We start from the raw sequence: 17990 nt of genomic DNA on the forward strand, positions 1-17990 counted from the left end.
ACAACATGCTAGAAGAATTAATAAGCTTCACGGTCGATGAGGCAGATGCAGGGCAAACCGTGCGAGAAGTACTGCAAAAGCGGTATGGTGTATCGCGTCGCTTGCTCATTCGTGCCAAGTTTAAAGGCTCCATTACACGGAATGGCGTCCTCGTATTTGTAAACGAAAAATTGCATGCTGGCGATAAAATAGCAGTCATGGTTGAAGAAGAGGCGGAAGAGACCGTTGCCCCAGAGGACATGCCGCTCTCCATCCGATACGAGGACGAGGATTTGATGGTCATCGCAAAGCCAGCGGGATTGGTTGTTCATCCGACAGGAAATCATCCCAGTGGAACTTTGGCAAACGGGATGATCGCGTATTGGAAAAAGCGTGGCGAGCACAGAAAGTTCCGAGCGGTGAACCGTTTGGATAAAGATACATCAGGCTTGATGATCGTGGCGAAAAATCAATGGGCGCACGAACAATTCAGCCGCATGCAGCAGATCAGGACATTACAGCGGACTTATCGAGCAATCGTTCAAGGGATCGTGGAATCAGACGAAGGTACGATTGATGCATCGATTGGCCTTGCAGAAAATTCGTTTATCACCAGACAGGTAAGGCCGGATGGGCAGACAGCTGTTACCCATTATCGTGTGCTTGCCCGAGGGGAAGGAATGAGTTTTGTCGAGGTGAAGCTGGAGACGGGGCGTACGCATCAGATTCGCGTACATATGAGTAGTGAGGGGCACCCACTTGCCGGAGATGATCTGTACGGGGGAGAACGGGAGCATATCGGCAGACAAGCTTTGCATGCATGGGGGCTATCCTTTGTCCATCCGCGTAGCGGTCGTGCGATGAGCTGGGAGGAGCCGCTGCCAAGTGATATGGAGCAGCTAGCCCAGCAATTTTTTCCCGATTATCCGTGCAAGGAAATGACTTAGGCGAAAAATTTCGTCATTTCCCTCTGGAAAGCGGTAAGCGTTTTCGATATGATAGAAGAAATTCGTAACAAACTTTGGAAACACAACAGTGAATAGCTGGCTGTCTGCGGGGGAAAATCCCGCAAAGATTTTTTTCAGTAGCAGACGAGACCCAGCTTGCGCCTGATGCCTGTTTCGGATCGTTTTGACAAAGAGGGCTTCCCTTTTTATTTGTCATGCACCGGAATCGCTTTGGGGGTGAGCTGGGTTTTCTTATCATATCGGAAAGCATAAACCTCTTCGGGTTTCTTCCCGATATTACGTAAAACATTCCGCTAATACGCGGTCGCTCATCCTTGAGCAAGCATCGATATAGGTTTTCTTATTGTCCAAGAGAAGGAGAGGGTTTCATGAAGCTGGTTTCCTATCGAGAATGGGAAAGGGATGCTTGGCGAGCGGGGCTCTTGCACGAAGGAAAAGTCAAAGATATTGCACATGCTTGTCCCGGGGCGCCGAGTACAGTGCTAGGTTTGCTCGAGGAGTGGGCGAACTGGTTACCTGTTCTCCAAGCAGCATACGAGGCACAGGATGGCTGGGATTTGGAACAAGTCGAGCTAGGTTCGCCACTTCCACGTCCTGCCAGCTTTCGTGACTTTTACGCCTTCGAGGCTCATGTGATGACAGCGCGAGCCAAACGAGGACTTCCGATGGTTCCCGAATGGTATCACTTTCCCGTCTTTTATTTTTCGAATGCAGCGGCTTTTACTGGGACGCAAGCGAATATTCGCAGACCAAAAGCAACCGAGTGGCTGGACTATGAGCTGGAAATCGCCTGCGTGATTGGAAAAGCAGGTGTAAACATTTCAGTAGAACGAGCGGAAGAGCACATCGCAGGATATTGTATCTTAAACGACTGGAGTGCCCGGGATATACAACGGGAAGAGGTCAAGGTCGGCTTAGGACCAGCCAAGGGTAAAGACTTCGCAACCTCCATGGGGCCGTGGCTAGTTACACCGGATGAGCTGGCGGATGTAAGTATGACAGGCGAAAAGGGCAGCCGCTTCGATCTGGAAATGGTGGCACGCATCAATGGTAGGGAGTATTCAAAAGGAAACTTCAAAGACATTCACTATACATTTGCTGAAATGATTGCCCGCGCCTCGGAGGATTGCTACTTGTATCCCGGAGATGTTATTGGATCGGGAACAGTAGGGACTGGCTGCATTTTGGAGCTGGGGACAGAGCAGTATGCTTGGCTTGCACCAGGTGATGTAGTAGAGCTAGAGGTGGAACGCCTCGGTGTGCTTCGCAATACGATTTGTGAATAACGATGAAAAAAGGAGGAAGGAACGTATGGCTTTTTATCAACGAATGGGGGAAGTTCCACAAAAGCGGCATACGACGTTTTACAAGCCGGATGGGGGACTGTACCGCGAGCAAGTGATGGGAACCAAAGGGTTTTCCGGGATTCAATCGATTCTGTATCACCACAATCCGCCTACCCAAGTAAGGGAGACGCGCAAATACGCAGATGTCCGCTTGGAATATGTAGAACAGGTTGATTTAAAGCATCAGCATTTTAAAACGTTTGATGTTCAGCCAGGCGGAGACCCGATTTTCGGACGTCGCTACATGCTGGGGAATAACGATGTCGTCATGGCAGTATGCGCACCGACAGAGCCGATGGATTACTTCTATCGCAATGCGGATGGGGATGAAGTTGTCTTTGTCCATCAAGGAGAGGGAGAGCTGCAAACGATTTTCGGTACACTCACTTACAAGCCGGGTGACTACCTCGTCATTCCGATCGGCACGACCTACCGGATTGTACCTTCTGTGCAGAGCCGTTTCCTCGTCATCGAGTCCCAGAATGAGATCGTGCCACCAAAGCGTTATCGCAACGAGCACGGACAATTGTTGGAACATTCGCCGTTTTGTGAACGTGACATTCGTTTGCCGGAAAAACTGGTGACGTATGTGGAAAGCGGAGACTTCGAGGTGCGCGTCAAACGCCAATCCGTGGTCTACAGCTACTTTTTTGACTTTCATCCGTTTGATGTCGTGGGCTGGGACGGATATTTGTATCCGTATGCACTGAGTGTTCATGATTTTGAACCGATTACTGGACGTATACATCAACCGCCACCTGTCCATCAAACCTTTGCCGGTCAAAACTTTGTCATCTGCTCGTTCGTTCCGCGGATGTACGACTATCATCCCCAAGCGATCCCTGCGCCTTACTACCATAGTAACGTAGAAAGTGACGAGGTGTTATACTACGTAGAAGGCAATTTTATGAGCAGAAACGGTATTTACGAGGGTTCGATCACTCTGCATCCAATGGGGATACCTCATGGGCCGCATCCAGGTAAGGTAGAGGCGAGCATTGGGAAAAAAGAAACGCAGGAGCTGGCTGTCATGCTGGACACATTCCACCCGCTTCACGTCACAAAGCAAGCGTTGGAAATTGAGGATGAGGCATATATGTCAAGCTGGTTGCCACCGAAGGAATAGAAAGAGGTGCAAAACGCAATGGAAATCGCTATTCACGAGATTGAACGTCAAGAAAAATACAAGCTCTTAATCGGATGTATCGTCCCGCGGCCGATCGCTTGGGTCACCTCGATAGGGGAGGGAGGAATCGTCAATGCCGCTCCTTTCAGCTATTTTAATGTCGCCAGCATTGAACCGATGATGGTTTCGGTTGCTGTCATGCGCAAGCCGGGTAGTGTCCCAAAAGATACGGCACGAAACATCATCCAAACGGGAGAATTCGTGGTCAACATGGTGGACGTCCACAATGTGGATGCAGTCAATCAGACTTCTGCTGATTATCCGCCAGAGATCAGTGAAGCAGAAGCATTGGGGCTGGAAGTCGCCCCATCTGTTCGCGTCAAGGTGCCAAGACTATGCGCATCCCGCATCCATTTTGAGTGCAAGCTGCATCAGATTGTGGAATTAGGTAGTCCGACGACTTCGGATCTGATAATCGGGGAAGTGGTGCATGTACATGTAGCGGATGAGCTGTATCATGCAGGACGGATTGATGCGACAGCGTTTGCCCCCGTTAGCCGATTAGCGGGTCATACGTATGCGACTTTGGGTGAACAGTTTGATCGTCCGCGCCCTATTTATGAGCCGCCTGTCAAATAATTGATCTCCGTCCAGCGACGGAGGACAAATCCCTCTACGGACCATTTTACCGGAATCGCCTATCGGGTATCCTGTAGATACAAGGCAAGCGGATACCGTGGAAAGGGAGGAATGTAATGATGGAAAGACGACTATACCGTTCTCATGATAAACGGTTATTTGGAGTTTGTGGTGGGATTGCGCAGTTCTTGCGCATTGACTCTACGCTGGTACGTGTAGGAGTGGTCGTTCTCACTGTTTTTACAGGAGTACCGATTTTGCTTTACTTGCTGATGGCGATGATCATGCCAAAGGAACCGCAGTGGTCATACGCTTCTGATGGTTTCCCGATGCAGGATGTTCCATATAGTGGACATGCACGTATGAACGATTTGGATCAGGAGATTGACCGTCTGGAGAAGCGTGCTTTGGTACAGGAAGTGTATCGTCTGCGAGAAGAGTTGGCTAAGTACAAAGGACTTTAAAACAATAAGGGATTTCCAGGGCAGAATTGTGACCCGTTAGATGGATGCTTTGAACAAAGTGACCGTCTAACGGGTTTTTGCGTTTTAATCATCATGAACAAGAAATGAGTACTAAACAATTGATACGCAATTTAACAAGTGAGGCACTGGGTCTCTATACTGAATCAAAGGAGAAATTTGATGATTCTTAAAAAAAGACGAATAGGAATTTTTGGTATAGTATTACTTTTTTTAGGAGTAGTTGTTCCGTTGGGCATTGCTCCAAAAGAAGCGTGGTACTACACATCTCTACCAGGTTTAATTCTGCTGTTGGTGTCAAGCTTCATAAAAAAGTAGTACTCATTTATAAAGTGCTTATTGTTCTCCGGTCACAGTTCAGGCGTAAAAGCCACAAGTCTCTTTCCGGTTTACCTATTTTGATCCCACAAAAAAATGGTCAGCAACTTCTGGCGATCGCTGCATAACATGTAAGGTGGAAAACCTACATAGGGAGGGAAAAGCAGTGTATCTCGGCGTGTTCGATTTGAATCAGCGTTTGGAGCAAACCCGCAAAATTCTGCGGGAAAAGCAACATCTGAAAAAACTGATTGAAGAAGACATCCATGACTTGGAACAAGACGTCAAAGAGTTAGAAGCAATGACGTCGAAACAAGACAAGTATGCGACCAGTGCTCAGCGCTAAAAAAGCTGCATGAGCGACAAAAAGAGGAAGTGGCAACTGCCCGAAGAAGGCAGGGAGCCACTTTTTTAATTGTGAAGCGCTTGATCCAAAACTTTTTCTACGATGGCAGGAACCATGCGGATCGCTGCACTATCGGTTCCGTACGTCTGGCTATCCGCATAAGTACCTTCCATTAACAAGATAAGCGTATAGGCCAACTCGCATGGATGCGCAGCGCCAAGAGCAGTCGTGCGATCCAAAAAAGCGTCGCGGATTCGTTTCTGATGGGAGCAAACCAACTCGCGAACAGGATGAACCGGATCAGGAAACTCGACAGCTATATTGATAAAGCAACACCCGCGAAACTGTTCGTTGGTCGCGCGCTCAGCCAGATCAGCAAAAAACTGAATGAGTTGCTCTCGTGGCCGATTAGGATGTTTCGCGATGCTCTCTTCCCACTCTTGCCAAAAAACGTCTTGCTTGCGCTTCATGTAGGCGAGAATCAGGTCCGTTTTCGAGGAAAACTGCCGGTAGACGCTCATTTTATTCATTCCAGCACGCTCGACGATGGCGTCTACACTGACGGCATGGATCCCTTCTTGATAAAACAATTCTTCCGCAGCGTTCAAGATGATCTCTTGTGCTTTTTCACGAGGCACGCGAGGCCGTTTTGCTTCCGTCATATACGATCCCCCATTTAAGACTTCCAGACGTCGGCGACTATTTCAAAAGAGCGCATACGATCGGCATGGTGGTACATTTGCGTCGTAATCATGAGCTCATCTGTTCCTGTAGCATTGAGCAACTCTTGCAGTTTGCTTTTCACGGTAACAGGGCTGCCGATGATAGAAGAACGCAATTGTGCTTGGACAGACAGTTTTTCGAATTCGCTCCATAGCTCATCCATATTGTCCACAGGTGGTTGGATGGGTTTGAGATCGCCGCGGACGAGATTTAAGAATGCCTGATAATGGGAGGTGGCCAGTCGATTCGCGAGCTCATCCGTATCGGCAGCCATCACGTTGACGCCAACCATGGCATATGGCTGATCTAGCACTGCCGATGGACGGAAACAATGGCGATACGTCTGCAAGGCAGGCAAGGTGAAGTTCGGTGAAAAATGCCCAGCAAAAGCAAACGGCAATCCGAGCATGCCCGCCAGTCGTGCTGAGAAATCGCTGGAACCAAGCAGCCAGATCGGGATGTTCAGACCTTCGCCAGGGATAGCGCGGATGGCTGAGGCTGACTCACTTGTTCGTGGACGAAAATATTCACGCAGCTCCTCCAATAACTCCGGGAAATCCTCTCCACCAATCCGCAAATCCCGGCGTAGCGCACGTGCTGTTCGTTGGTCCGCCCCGGGTGCCCTTCCTAGACCTAAGTCGATCCGGCCTGGATAGAGGGACGCCAGTGTCCCGAATTGCTCGGCGATCACGAGCGGAGCATGATTGGGTAGCATAATGCCGCCTGAGCCTACACGGATTTTGCTGGTGCCACCGGCTATGTAACCGATGAGTACAGAGGTGGCAGAGCTGGCTACGCTGGGCATTGCGTGGTGTTCGGCGAGCCAATAACGTGTAAAGCCCCATTTTTCCACTTGTTGTGCCAGATTGAGACTGTTTTTGTACGATTCAGCAGCGTTGCTACCCTCCGTAATGGGTGCTAAATCGAGAACGGACAATGGGATATCTCGTAGTTGCTTAGATGATATTGTATCGGACATAGGATGGACCCTCCTTGTGCTTAGCGGTAGCTGGTCAGATAGTTTGTTACTGAGTAGTAACAAAACGTACTTGCATCATACGGAGCAGCGGAAGGTATGTCAACGCTTGGATGTGCGACCGAGCACATTGGGAGAAAAAGAAAGAGCCCTGACAATGCAAGGGCTCCTTCGTACATCCTTATTGTTTTGTTAAGATAACAGGTCCATTCGTGGTAATAGCGAGGGTGTGTTCGTATTGAGCGGACAGCTTCCCGTCGCGTGTACGTGCTGTCCAACCATCTTCATCGACCGTCGCATGGTACGTCCCGATGTTTAGCATGGGCTCAATGGTAATAACCATGCCTTCTTTGAGGCGTTGTCCTCTGCCAGGAGGGCCAAAGTGAGGAACGAACGGCTCCTCATGCATTTCCTGACCGATACCATGTCCGGTAAAATCGCGCACGACGGAATAGCCTTGTTCTTGGGCATACGTTTGGATGGCGTGGGAAATGTCGCCGATCCGATTGCCTACGACAGCTTGCTCAATACCGAGATACAACGATTTTTCAGTGACTTCTAGCAGTCTTTTCGCTTCCGGGGATACTGTTCCCACTTCATAAGACCAAGCGGAGTCAGCCAGCCAACCGTTTTTGCGAACAACCATGTCGATTGTGACGATATCGCCATCACGCAGAGGCTCTTTTTTCGGGAAGCCATGGCAGATAACATCATTTACTGAACCGCATGTAGCATAGGGATATCCATGAAACCCTTTTTGCTCAGGGGACGCGCCATTTTCAGCCAAAAATTCTTCTACGAATTGATCAATCTCCCAGGTAGAAATGCCTGGACGAATCATCTTGGCAATCTCACGATGACAAGCAGCCAAAACCTTGCCTGCTGCATGCATGAGTTCAATTTCTTCAGGTGTCTTGAGGATAATCATCGACTCTCTCCTTCTCCTCGTTAGTCAGGAACTCTCTATAGTATATAGTGTAGTCCCGTTCTGCGCCAATTGCCACACCGAAAACGGCATGGTAGGATGAGGGAGAAATAATCAACCTTGGGGGTAGGTAGCGTGGACAAGTTTCAAGAACATCTGGCGAACTACCAGATTCATGTAAAAGAAGACGTGGAAAAACGTATTGCCTTTATTCGTGAGCAAATTGACGGAAATGGCCTCGGCGGTGCAGTCGTCGGTATTTCTGGAGGGATTGACAGTGCCGTTACGGCAGCGCTGTGTGTGCGTGCATTAGGCTCTGAACGCGTCATTGGCGTTTGGTTGCCTGCATACTCGCAAACTGTTCATGAAACGGATTCCAAGCAACTTGCTGAAGCGATTGGAATGAATTTGCACACGGTAGATGTAGGGCCAGCCTACGACGCTTTGGTTCCTGCTATCGAAGGTGTACTTGGGCTTGATGATAAAACAAAGGGAAATACAAAGGCTCGCTTGCGCATGACAGTTCTGTACGCCATCGCTAACCAAAAAGGATACTTGGTAGCGGATACGTGCAACCGCAGCGAGATTCATGTTGGCTATATGACAAAAGGCGGAGACGGTCTTGCTGACTTTAATCCAGTAGCTAGCCTGACGAAGCATGAGATGAGGATTCTTGCTGCTGAGCTCGGGGTGCCTGGAGAGATCATCACAAAGCCGCCTTCTGCCGATTTGTGGGAAGGGCAGACGGATGAACAGGAGATGGGCTTCACTTATGAGGATCTGGACCGTCTGCTGATTACAGGGGAAACTCGACCGGCAGCCAAGGAACGTATTGATTACCTGCATCGAATCTCTGAGCATAAGCGCAATATCATGCCAGGCATATAGATATGGCACAGACCTACAAGCTGTTTACAAGCTGTTTGTGGCAAACGACCAGTGCAGTCGTCTCAACCGAGCAACGTCTCTACTTGTTTGATCCGGCCTATTTTCCCCATGAGGTAGAGGCGATTGCTGATTATGTGCAGAGTGAGAGGAATGGAAGAGAGCTCGTTCTCGTCCTGACTCACGGAGATTGGGATCATATTGTGGGAGTCGGAAAATTTTCAGATGCCACAGTCATTGCACAAAAGGAAATCCTCACAGCTGGACGGATCGAGGCTAAGCTGAACAAGGCGAAAAAGTTTGACGAGTCGTATTACGTGGTCAGATCGTATGAAGTAGGAATGCCGAAGTTCACGAAATTTGTGGAGGATGCCCAAGAGTGGCAGGAAGTTTTTTTCCTGCCTGTACCAGGACATACACCCGATCAGATGGCGACCTTGTTCCGGGAGCAGAAGCTGCTTGTTGTCGGTGACATGCTATCCAATTTGGAGTTCCCGTTTATCGATGACAGTGGTGCCTATTTGGAGAGTCTGGAAAAGATCGAATGGTTGGTTCTTCAAGGAGAAGTGGAAGAAGTCATTCCTGGACACGGAGTACCTGCAAAAGGACGCGAGGAAATCCTGCATCGAATTGGACGGGATCGCCAATACTTGTTGGATGCACGTGCAGTTGTTTTCGAGGGTATCGCTAATAACGTAGGGGAAGAGGTACTGGGAGAGCAGTTTTCCCAACTGACGTATGATGGTGTATCGATCGATGAACATCTCCGTGTATCCCATGACCAAAACCGGGATCAACTAAGCAAGGAAGCTATTTCGCAGAAAGGTTGATTATTCCACGGTTTTATAAGATAATAGGGGTTACGCAAATCTTTCTAGGAAAGAGGTGGAACAGATGTCTACAACTGAATTGATGCTGAGAACAAGTCTGGAAGGACGTGTGAAGCGTACGTTGCAAACGTACTTTCGTCGCCCTAACGACGTGTTGATCAAGGAAAGCCTCGGAGCGAACGGTTTGTCCCCAGAGCAAGTGGAAGTAACCGTGAAGCTCTTGAAAGAAGACAAAACTGTTGCCGAAATCATGGAGCACCTGCACGATAAAGGCTACTTTGCATAACATTGCGAGCAAAAAAGACCGGACTGACATCGATTGTCGGACCGGTCTTTTTCGTTCGAGCAATTAAGGGGGAGGACTTTCCTCAGGTAATGAGCGCCGTAATTTCTTGCGGCGATACAATTGAAGGCCAGTTAAAACGAGAAAGTAGCTCGCGAACGCGACAATCAGCCCCATAATGGCACTCCCGGTAAAATAGACAAGTCCTTTTTCTTTCACCCAGACAAGCCATTGCATCCCAGACTCGTGATGATTCAAATGCTTTTGTAACGGTTTGCCGATCAACACGTATCCAATATTATAATTGAAAAGAATGAAAAGCGGTAAGATGAGCTTTCCGATGACAAACGCAACCAAACCAGCAGGCAAACTGGCGCGAAATAGCTTGCAGAGTGGGAAGAGCAACAGAAACGCGATGCCAAAAGTAGGCAGGGTAATAAACTCGATGAAGATTCCGAGCGAAAATCCGCGGGCGACGAAAGCTGGAGCCCCTTTCATTCTCAGCACCTTGTAGTACTCGAATTTTAGCTTGCGATATATTTTTTTCCACATCCGTGCTATCCCTCGTTTGTACCCAGTCATTTGTCTGTAAAATCCCCAAAGGGTCAGGCGAATGGTGAAGCTGGATTCGTTTTTCGGTTGATGTTGTAGAGTATCTCCAAGTTGGCAAAAATTAATAGTTGCCATCCGAGCTCTTATTTGTGAATGCGCCTTTCTTTTGGCATAATGGAAGAGGGTAGCTTGCTGGAAAAGTGGTGACATTCGTGGAAGGTGTAATGGGAACCTTCGGTGACTATATTGCGCAATATGGGTATGGCGCCTTGTTTGGATTGTTCTTTCTAGGAATTTTGGGGATGCCCTTGCCAGAAGAAACGCTGCTTGTTTTTTCAGGATTCCTTGTTTCAACGGGAAAATTGGAATATTGGCCTACTTTTTTTGTCTGCTTTCTCGGTTCCGTTACAGCGATGACGGCAGCATACTGGATCGGCAGAACGCTAGGCTACGCTTTTCTCGAGCGATATGGGAAACGACTGGGTATGGGCTATACCGTTTACAAAAAAACAGAAGAGTGGTTTAATCGCGTCGGAAAATGGGCACTTCCGCTAGGCTATTTCATCCCTGGTGTTCGTCAGTTTACAGCCTATTTTGCCGGGATCACGCGATTGCCATTTTCGACTTTCATGCTTTATACCTATTTGGGTGGGCTGTTTTGGAGCTTGCTTTTTGTGACGCTTGGCTGGCAATTAGGAGAACGCTGGGATGAGCTGTTTGATTTGATTGCCCGTAACCTTGCGATCTTCTTTATCACTTTGCTCGCTTTGATCGCAGCCTGGTCGTATTTTAGACACAAGGCGAATGTAAAAAAGCAATTACGGAGGGATCAGAATGAGTGAAGAAAACCACAACGAAAATCTATTGCCTGTGGTCCGGAAGCCAACCGAACTGGTTCCTGTAGTATTACCGGAAAAACATCAACGGTTTTATGATAAATTGCGTGAGAAAATCGAAACGTTCATTAAAGACAAGGGAGTCAATGATTCTGTAGCCAAATTTATACTGCTTGCACCCGATTTGTTTGTTCTCTTGGCGCGCCTTATGCTAGACAAGCGCGTAGGTGTTCAATCAAAAGCGTTAGCGGGTGTAGCCGTTGCTTACTTCATTACCCCGATTGATTTTATTCCAGAGGCATTAGTGGGCGGATTCGGACTTGTGGATGACGTTATTTTGGCTGTTTATGCTTTGCGCAAGATTTTGGTGGATATCGATGAATCGATTGTACGTGAGCATTGGAATGGCGAAGAAGACCTCTTGGTTGTCATTACGAAGGTGATTCGATCAGCGGATGATTTAGTTGGCAAGAAAATAGTGAAAAAGTTGGAAGACACCCTGTTCCGAAAAAAATAAGCTAGGATGAGACGAATAGATGAAATATTTATTGGACTATCAAGAGGGAGAGCGTGTTGTCGCTTTTTGCCTGATTAAAAACAAGGAAGCAGGCGTGGCGAGTAATCAGAGTGAATACTTGAATTTGGAGCTGGGAGATCGCTCCGGTACACTCATGGCAAAGCTGTGGGATGTCAATGCAGAAATGAAGGAATGGATTAACGTCAAGTCTGTCGTGAAGATCGACGCTGCCGTCCAAATGTATCGTGGGAAAAAGCAACTGGTGATTCAACGGATCAGACTGGCTGCCGCTTCAGACGAAGTTCAGATGGAGTCGCTCATTCCGATCTCGCCATTTCCAGTAGATGAACTGTGGACAAAGCTTACCCATGCAGTCGACAGCTTGCAGAGTGCCACGCTCAAGGCCATTATTCAAGAAGCGCTGGCAACAGAGGAGATTCAGGATCGCCTTCGTCATTATCCGGCTGGCGTTCGCATGCACCACAACTATTATCATGGATTGCTCGAGCATATTGTCTCTCTGTTGACGGCGGCACAGAGCCTCTTGCCACTGTATCCACAGGTAGACAGGGATGTACTGATTGCGACTTGTATCTTGCACGATATTGGAAAACTGTACGAGCTATCTGATCCTATCGCTCCGGATTACACCACGCCAGGTCAGTTAATTGGTCACCTGGTCATGGGAGTCGAGATGGTGAGCGGAATTTGCCGGAAGCTAGATATTTCGTTAGGGGACGCGGAGGTTCTGCACTTGAAGCATTGTATTTTGAGTCATCATGGAGAGGTAGAGAACGGCTGGGGCAGTGCTGTATCTGGAAAAACGCCTACAGCTGTCATGTTCCATTACCTGGACCAGATCGACAGCAAAATGAACGCTTTGAGCCAAACACTAGCGGATATGACGGAAGAAGAGGAATGGGCGTACGCTGGCGTGCTAAGACGAAAAGTCTGGCGCGGGTATTAATTCAATGAACAAAAAGCCAACTGCTAATCAAAACGAAGCAGTTGGATTTTTTTAGATAAATCAGAAACGTTTTTGCAGGAAGCTCGTCTTAACAGTAATGTCTTGAAATGAGGAGGTATTCCTGTGAAAAAGAGAAACAGAGCTGTCATGTTTGTGTTGGCAGTCAGCATGGTCACGACACCAGTGGCACTTCTACATCCGATATCTTCCTATGCGTATGATGGCAAATCGAGTTTGGAACCGATTGAGTTGCCAGAAGACATCGTCCATTTGTTAACAGAATTGAAGGAGGACTATGTGCCTCTCATGAAAGGCCTTCATGTGGACTCATACGGAGGGACAAGCAACTCGGGGTATGTCATTAATCTTTCGGATCGAAAGAGTGTTATTACCACGAATACGACGCTCACTGTCTCTACAAATGCAAAGGGAGATTTGACTAGTTTTGTCCTGCTTGATGTGAATCGGGACAAAACAACCAAGATCAAACAAAAGGAAGCCTATCAAAAGGCTGTGGACTTTATTCGGAATTACATAGCAGTTGACCATGTTATTTCCCCAAAAGCGATGCTTTCTTTCGATCGCGCATCTGAGCTGGATCAACTGGCGGTTGTCAGTGTCTACCCACAGTTGAACCATACATGGGTGGACAAAGAGACAGCGCGGGTCATGGTTGACGCAAAGGGTCAGGTTGTCCATTTTCAGCAAGAAAAGCTAAAGCTTCCTACCGCAGAAGAAGTAGCGGACCCAAGCAAGGCTGTACCGCTTGAAAAGGCAATGAAGGAGTGGCGAGACAAGGTATCCTTGGAATTGGTCTACGATGAGTCAGCGGGCAAGCTCGTTTACGTGCCTGACCAATTCCCAACGATAGATGCTCTGTCTGGTGAAGAAGTTCCGTCTGTGTATAAAACAGCGAATAAGGCGCTGAAAATCAAAGGAACAGCCGACATGGGTGTCTGGCGAGAGACGAAAAAAATGGAGCAGATGCTCGAGAAGGATTTTGGCCTGAAGCTAAATCAACGCACGTACAAAAATGTAAAAGAAGACAAAAAGTATAAAAACAGTGACATCGATCGCCATGAATGGAATGCGAGCTCGTATCAAAGCGCATGGATTACGCTCGACCGTAAAACAAAATCGCCCATTGAATTCAAGCTGGACGGCCCCGTAGAAAAGGAGCTTGAGAAGCCGCTCACGCATGATGAGGCAAAAGACATCGCTGTTCAATTTGTGGAGAAATACTTATTGTCCAAAGAACAATCTTTTTTTATAAAAGAGACGAGTCTTGTTGAAAATCTGCCGGGTTGGGCGGATCAAAATCTGGTGCGGCCGATCAGTAGCTTTGCTTTTCACCCTGAGATTGGCGGTATCCCTACCAAGAGACCACTGTTCTACCTGGAAGTGGACGCAAAGAAGGGCAATGTAGTCTTTGTTCACGTAAATGACCTGCCGTCTATGCCTGCTACGATCAGTAAAGACGGTATTATCAAGGATGAGAAAGCAAAGGATGCGTATGTCAAAGAAGCAAATCTGCGCTTGGCATACTGGTATCCGAGGGTAGGGACGCATTCAGCGAAACTGCCGCAGTTGGCGTATTTACCGACAACCGATGCCAAGGCGCTGCAGATCGATGCTGCAACGGGTGCAGTGGAGGAAACCTGGCTGGAATGGAAAGCGTCCCACTAAGCATGACCCGATATGGTGTAGAAGCCATGTCGGGTTTTCCTTTTCATCATTATCGGAATTCATAAACACTTCACGGCAGGTAGGATTTTTTTTCTTTTTGTAGAATATCTTCTTGATTCCCATTTGATTTGGCAAACAATGCCGATCACGCGAAGGAGAAAGTGCAATGAAACGGCCAACTTATACCCTACCAAGTATTGTAAAAAAGGTATTCCGGCCCGGTGAGCGCTCCCTTCCACGTACGGAGATCTGCTCCCGGATGGAAGCGAATGAGCTGAATGCTTTTTTGGATCTGGACTGCAAAACAATACTGGATAAAGTGTTGAACATGGAGCAGTCTCCAGTGCGAGTTGGAAGCTCAGAGGCGATCGTAGAGGTCACTCACCAGCCGCATCAAGTGTACGACCTGGCTCATCGCTATTTGCGCGATAGCCAAACACCAAAAAAGCTTGAGCAAATTGTCGCGGAGCTGCGTCGTCAAACGCAGTTTGGCTGGAATCAGATTCTTCGTATGCTGCAATTGGAACGCGATCCTCGCTTTGTGCAATATCAAGGCGACAGCAGATGGTTTTTGGCAGAGTGGACGTTGGGCAATGATCAAGTGTATGCGTTTTGCCGCGATAATGGCATTACGCAGGTAGCTGCTCGCACATTAGTCCATTTTCTGGAGCAGGAAGTAAGGATTGCTGCAGACGCTGCTTTTCTCCCTGCACAAGATGACCGCTTCCGCATTGACGGTGATACCATGTACATCATTGCTCGTAGCGAAGATTCCAAGGAAGAGCAGGCGGCCCTCGAGGTTGCTGTTGCTGCCCCTTCTGTATCGATAGGAAACAGCGAGTCCGTCTCAGAAGAAATTGCATCGGAAGAACCAGCGAATCCCTTACACCAGGTGGAAGAACAACAAGAACAATTATTTACCAAGGAGGAAGCTACTATGTCTACGATTACCAACCAGCAAGTTCTCGAGGAAGTACAAAAATTGATGCAAGAAGCTATCGACCGCTTGGAGACAAGAAACCAAGAAATGTCCCAAGAAGTTGTCGCTCATTTTCAACAAAGCAATATGCAAGCTATAGAAGTGCTGATGAAAGAGAAACATAAGCATGAGCAGATCGTACTTGGCATTCAACAGGTTCTGGCGACCAGTGAACAACAATGAGTAAACTTGAGGCTACGATCCGGTTAGAGCAGAGATTTGCCATCCTGCGCGAGGTTATCGCGGGCTATCGGATTCGCCTTCAAGAAATGGAGCAGGAAGTGGTGGAGCTTTTTACCACGAACCAGCTCTCTGCTATTTCAGCATGCATGGGCGAGAAGCAGCGCATCGTCAGGTTGATGAATCGACTGGAACAATTTATTGTTCAATGGGAAAGCAACAACACGGATGTGGGTATCGCACATGAACCAAAGCGAGAACACTTGAACACATGACGAATAATGCGGTAAAATAGGGGGATTGTGCATGATTCCCCGCGCATGCCGCGTGGGATGGAAAGGAGATCCAAACCCTCTATGTCGGTAGGAAGAAACGAACTGTGCCCTTGCGGGAGCGGAAAAAAATACAAAAAATGCTGTGGGGTTGTCACTCCCATTACGGAGCTGCGGAGCCGCCACGAGCAAAAGCTTCAAAAAGAATACGCTGGCTGGGTTGAAAGACTGAACCATTTTGTCGGCGCAAATGTAACCAGCGAGACGATTCAAGAAGCGCGGAATCGTTTTGCTGAAGAAGTAGGCTTGACCCAAGAGAGTGTTGCTCGTCCTGAATGGGCTGCCCACTTCTTCAACTGGTGTGTCTTGGACGTCAAAACAGGTGGAAGCACGCTGCTTGAGAACTATATCAAACAGCATGGACGTCGGATGGAGCCTGATCTTCGCCGTGCGTTTGCTGGATTGCACCTGAATGTTTATGAAATCGTGGAAGTGGATCGTGATGTCATCACGGTTCAACAACCGATTTCGGAAGAAAAACACTATCTGCTTCGTGCCAATACGTTGAATGTTGTCCCTGGACAATTGATCGTAGGGCGCCTGCTGAATCTAGGTCTGCGTGATATGCTCTTCTCTGGCAGCATCATCTTGCAGCCACATGTCAAGGAAAGACTGCTCGAGTGGTTACACCAGCATCCAGAAGTAGAAGCTGCGAAGACAGATACGAGCAAGAGAAGCTATACGACAGAGCTATATCACTTCATCGTTCAATTTGGTGAAGCGGCAAGTGAGTCGGAAGCACCGAAGCAAGAATCGCTTCTGCGTCGTACCTATGCGATGCCAGACCGTAAACAGCTGTTGAAAGTAATTGAGTCAAACCCTGCATTTGAGCTGAAAAAGCGGGATGGTGCTCGTGAGACATGGGTATATGCGACACGCAAGGAAGAGCATTTGTTCCCGAATTTAAAGGATGCCTTGCTGGAGCTATACGAAGTACAGGCAGAAGTGATATTGCAGGATGACAGCCTGATTCTGGAAGGGTATGCACCGCAGTTAGACGAAGTCGCAGAGCTTTTGCTGCTGCTTGCATTTGAGAACGAAGAGGAAATTCGCGTTCTTACTTCAACTGGCTCTCGTTTGTCCAAAGGAACTCTGTTTATCACGAGTCAGCCTACCTTGCCACCAAAAGTGTTGCAGTGGGCAGTCCAAACCTATTTTGCTGAAAAATGGCTGGTTACGTCCCATGAACAGCTCGATGATTTGGCTCCACTCCTGGTAGCGGCTACTGAAAACGAGGCACTGCATGAAAAACTCCACAAGCTGATGGAGCAAATGGAACAGGATCATAAAATCGGACAAGGCTTGGCTCGCTTTATCCGAATGGACATGCTTCGTCCGCGCCTCTCGTTGTCAAATGACAGCCTGCATGTGCATAACCTGCTGCGCCGTCCGTTGATCGAGGGATTGCCGGAGAGTGTGTACACCGTACATCCTGACAGACTTGCGGACATCAATCGCTTCGTGCAAGAGATGACCGATGGCAAGTCAGAAGCCACCGTCAAAAAGTACGATGAGGTGATGAACCACTTCCGTTCATTCGTCAGAGGAGCGTTTGGCCCTTCCTTCACATGGGGGCAGTTGCGCAGAGAGGACCTGGTATACTTCCTCGTCCACGACATTTTCACGCGCACGGACGCAACGACCAAAACATTGGCAACCAATCTGATGTCTGTTTTGACGGCGTTCTTCAAGTGGTTGGATAAGCAAGGACCATACGCGCTTTATCCTGTCATGCAGCCATTGTTCGCCGAGTTGAAGGAAACATTGCCGGAATCCTATCGCTTGCGTGGTATGCTAGAAAAAGAAGCGACGCAAAATCTTTACAGCAACCCGATGGCGATCCAAGATATCACGGAAGAATCCTTGCTTGTGCAAGAGGTCACTTCATCGGGTTGTACGGCAAAACGTGCGAATGGAGAGACAATCAAGCTGTCTATTGGTGCTGAATTAGGTACTGTGGTGGCAGCAGATTGGATGATCCATGGCTTGTTCGGTCAAGGTGAGGACGGTACTTGGAGACTGTATGGTACGCCAGAGGTGTATCCGCCAGTCATCGCCCAAGTGCTGGGCGCACCAACAGGTGTATTGGTCTAGATCCCCTAAACAGTAAGAAAA

Annotated in this window: 21 protein-coding genes; 17 read left to right on the plus strand and 4 right to left on the minus strand. The window is 48.2% G+C overall.

Features of this window, described 5'->3' with window-relative positions; all coding sequences use genetic code 11:
• Positions 1-5: 5 nt before the first annotated feature.
• The 7 genes from E8L90_RS02835 (at position 6) to E8L90_RS02860 (ending at position 5204) form a co-directional block, all read left to right on the plus strand.
• Positions 6-926 (plus strand): RluA family pseudouridine synthase, encoded by a 921-nt coding sequence (locus E8L90_RS02835; RefSeq protein ID WP_137027902.1) that lies wholly within the window; start codon positions 6-8, stop codon positions 924-926.
• Between the two features lie 389 nt (positions 927-1315).
• Positions 1316-2233, plus strand: coding sequence for a fumarylacetoacetate hydrolase family protein (locus E8L90_RS02840; RefSeq protein WP_137027903.1), 918 nt, complete (start codon positions 1316-1318; stop codon positions 2231-2233).
• Positions 2234-2258: 25 nt separating this feature from the next.
• On the plus strand, positions 2259-3419 hold the full coding sequence (locus E8L90_RS02845; protein ID WP_137027904.1) for a homogentisate 1,2-dioxygenase: 1161 nt from the start codon (positions 2259-2261) through the stop codon (positions 3417-3419).
• A gap of 18 nt (positions 3420-3437) precedes the next feature.
• Positions 3438-4058, plus strand: coding sequence for a flavin reductase family protein (locus E8L90_RS02850; RefSeq protein ID WP_137033240.1), 621 nt, complete (start codon positions 3438-3440; stop codon positions 4056-4058).
• 116 nt (positions 4059-4174) lie between these two features.
• Positions 4175-4522 carry a PspC domain-containing protein gene (locus E8L90_RS02855; protein ID WP_137027905.1) on the plus strand — a complete coding sequence of 116 codons (348 nt, stop codon included), beginning with the start codon at positions 4175-4177 and terminating at the stop codon, positions 4520-4522.
• A 180-nt stretch (positions 4523-4702) separates the two neighbouring features.
• A complete protein-coding gene (locus E8L90_RS29835) occupies positions 4703-4858 on the plus strand; it encodes a hypothetical protein (RefSeq protein WP_162309028.1) in 156 nt (51 codons plus the stop codon).
• Between the two features lie 166 nt (positions 4859-5024).
• Positions 5025-5204 carry a hypothetical protein gene (locus E8L90_RS02860; RefSeq protein WP_015892331.1) on the plus strand — a complete coding sequence of 60 codons (180 nt, stop codon included), beginning with the start codon at positions 5025-5027 and terminating at the stop codon, positions 5202-5204.
• A 65-nt stretch (positions 5205-5269) separates the two neighbouring features.
• Here E8L90_RS02860 and E8L90_RS02865 read toward each other — a convergent pair whose 3' ends face one another.
• From E8L90_RS02865 to map, 3 genes are all read right to left on the minus strand, one after another.
• Positions 5270-5866, minus strand: coding sequence for a TetR/AcrR family transcriptional regulator (locus tag E8L90_RS02865; RefSeq protein WP_137027906.1), 597 nt, complete (start codon positions 5864-5866; stop codon positions 5270-5272).
• 14 nt (positions 5867-5880) lie between these two features.
• Positions 5881-6906, minus strand: coding sequence for an LLM class flavin-dependent oxidoreductase (locus E8L90_RS02870; RefSeq protein ID WP_137027907.1), 1026 nt, complete (start codon positions 6904-6906; stop codon positions 5881-5883).
• A gap of 178 nt (positions 6907-7084) precedes the next feature.
• Positions 7085-7831 carry a type I methionyl aminopeptidase gene (gene map, locus E8L90_RS02875; protein WP_137027908.1) on the minus strand — a complete coding sequence of 249 codons (747 nt, stop codon included), beginning with the start codon at positions 7829-7831 and terminating at the stop codon, positions 7085-7087.
• 132 nt (positions 7832-7963) lie between these two features.
• Between map and nadE the strand changes: the two genes are divergently transcribed.
• The 3 genes from nadE to E8L90_RS02890 all read left to right on the plus strand — a co-directional run bounded on the left by nadE (position 7964) and on the right by E8L90_RS02890 (position 9829).
• Positions 7964-8716: an NAD(+) synthase gene (nadE, locus tag E8L90_RS02880; RefSeq protein WP_137027909.1), complete on the plus strand. Its 753-nt coding sequence runs from the start codon at positions 7964-7966 to the stop codon at positions 8714-8716.
• 2 nt (positions 8717-8718) lie between these two features.
• A complete protein-coding gene (locus E8L90_RS02885; RefSeq protein WP_137027910.1) occupies positions 8719-9543 on the plus strand; it encodes an MBL fold metallo-hydrolase in 825 nt (274 codons plus the stop codon).
• Between the two features lie 64 nt (positions 9544-9607).
• Positions 9608-9829 carry a hypothetical protein gene (locus E8L90_RS02890; RefSeq protein WP_137027911.1) on the plus strand — a complete coding sequence of 74 codons (222 nt, stop codon included), beginning with the start codon at positions 9608-9610 and terminating at the stop codon, positions 9827-9829.
• A gap of 63 nt (positions 9830-9892) precedes the next feature.
• Here E8L90_RS02890 and E8L90_RS02895 read toward each other — a convergent pair whose 3' ends face one another.
• Positions 9893-10378, minus strand: coding sequence for a DUF2062 domain-containing protein (locus tag E8L90_RS02895; RefSeq protein ID WP_137033242.1), 486 nt, complete (start codon positions 10376-10378; stop codon positions 9893-9895).
• Positions 10379-10590: 212 nt separating this feature from the next.
• Between E8L90_RS02895 and E8L90_RS02900 the strand changes: the two genes are divergently transcribed.
• The 7 genes from E8L90_RS02900 to E8L90_RS02930 all read left to right on the plus strand — a co-directional run bounded on the left by E8L90_RS02900 (position 10591) and on the right by E8L90_RS02930 (position 17969).
• Positions 10591-11220 carry a DedA family protein gene (locus E8L90_RS02900; protein WP_137027912.1) on the plus strand — a complete coding sequence of 210 codons (630 nt, stop codon included), beginning with the start codon at positions 10591-10593 and terminating at the stop codon, positions 11218-11220.
• On the plus strand, positions 11213-11731 hold the full coding sequence (locus E8L90_RS02905; protein ID WP_137027913.1) for a YkvA family protein: 519 nt from the start codon (positions 11213-11215) through the stop codon (positions 11729-11731). Before E8L90_RS02900 ends, E8L90_RS02905 begins: the two co-directional genes overlap by 8 nt.
• Before the next feature lie 19 nt (positions 11732-11750).
• On the plus strand, positions 11751-12698 hold the full coding sequence (locus E8L90_RS02910) for a 3'-5' exoribonuclease YhaM family protein (RefSeq protein ID WP_137027914.1): 948 nt from the start codon (positions 11751-11753) through the stop codon (positions 12696-12698).
• A gap of 123 nt (positions 12699-12821) precedes the next feature.
• Positions 12822-14384: a YcdB/YcdC domain-containing protein gene (locus E8L90_RS02915; protein ID WP_137027915.1), complete on the plus strand. Its 1563-nt coding sequence runs from the start codon at positions 12822-12824 to the stop codon at positions 14382-14384.
• 166 nt (positions 14385-14550) lie between these two features.
• Positions 14551-15546 (plus strand): hypothetical protein, encoded by a 996-nt coding sequence (locus E8L90_RS02920; RefSeq protein ID WP_137027916.1) that lies wholly within the window; start codon positions 14551-14553, stop codon positions 15544-15546.
• Positions 15543-15818 carry a hypothetical protein gene (locus E8L90_RS02925; protein WP_017250361.1) on the plus strand — a complete coding sequence of 92 codons (276 nt, stop codon included), beginning with the start codon at positions 15543-15545 and terminating at the stop codon, positions 15816-15818. The genes E8L90_RS02920 and E8L90_RS02925 overlap by 4 nt, the downstream gene beginning before the upstream one ends.
• Positions 15819-15899: 81 nt before the next feature.
• Complete coding sequence (locus E8L90_RS02930) at positions 15900-17969, plus strand: YecA family protein (RefSeq protein WP_137027917.1); 2070 nt, start codon at positions 15900-15902, stop codon at positions 17967-17969.
• The last annotated feature ends 21 nt before the right edge of the window (positions 17970-17990 follow it).

Origin of the sequence: Brevibacillus antibioticus (genome assembly GCF_005217615.1) — a bacterium.
In the GTDB taxonomy this organism is placed as follows: domain Bacteria; phylum Bacillota; class Bacilli; order Brevibacillales; family Brevibacillaceae; genus Brevibacillus; species Brevibacillus antibioticus.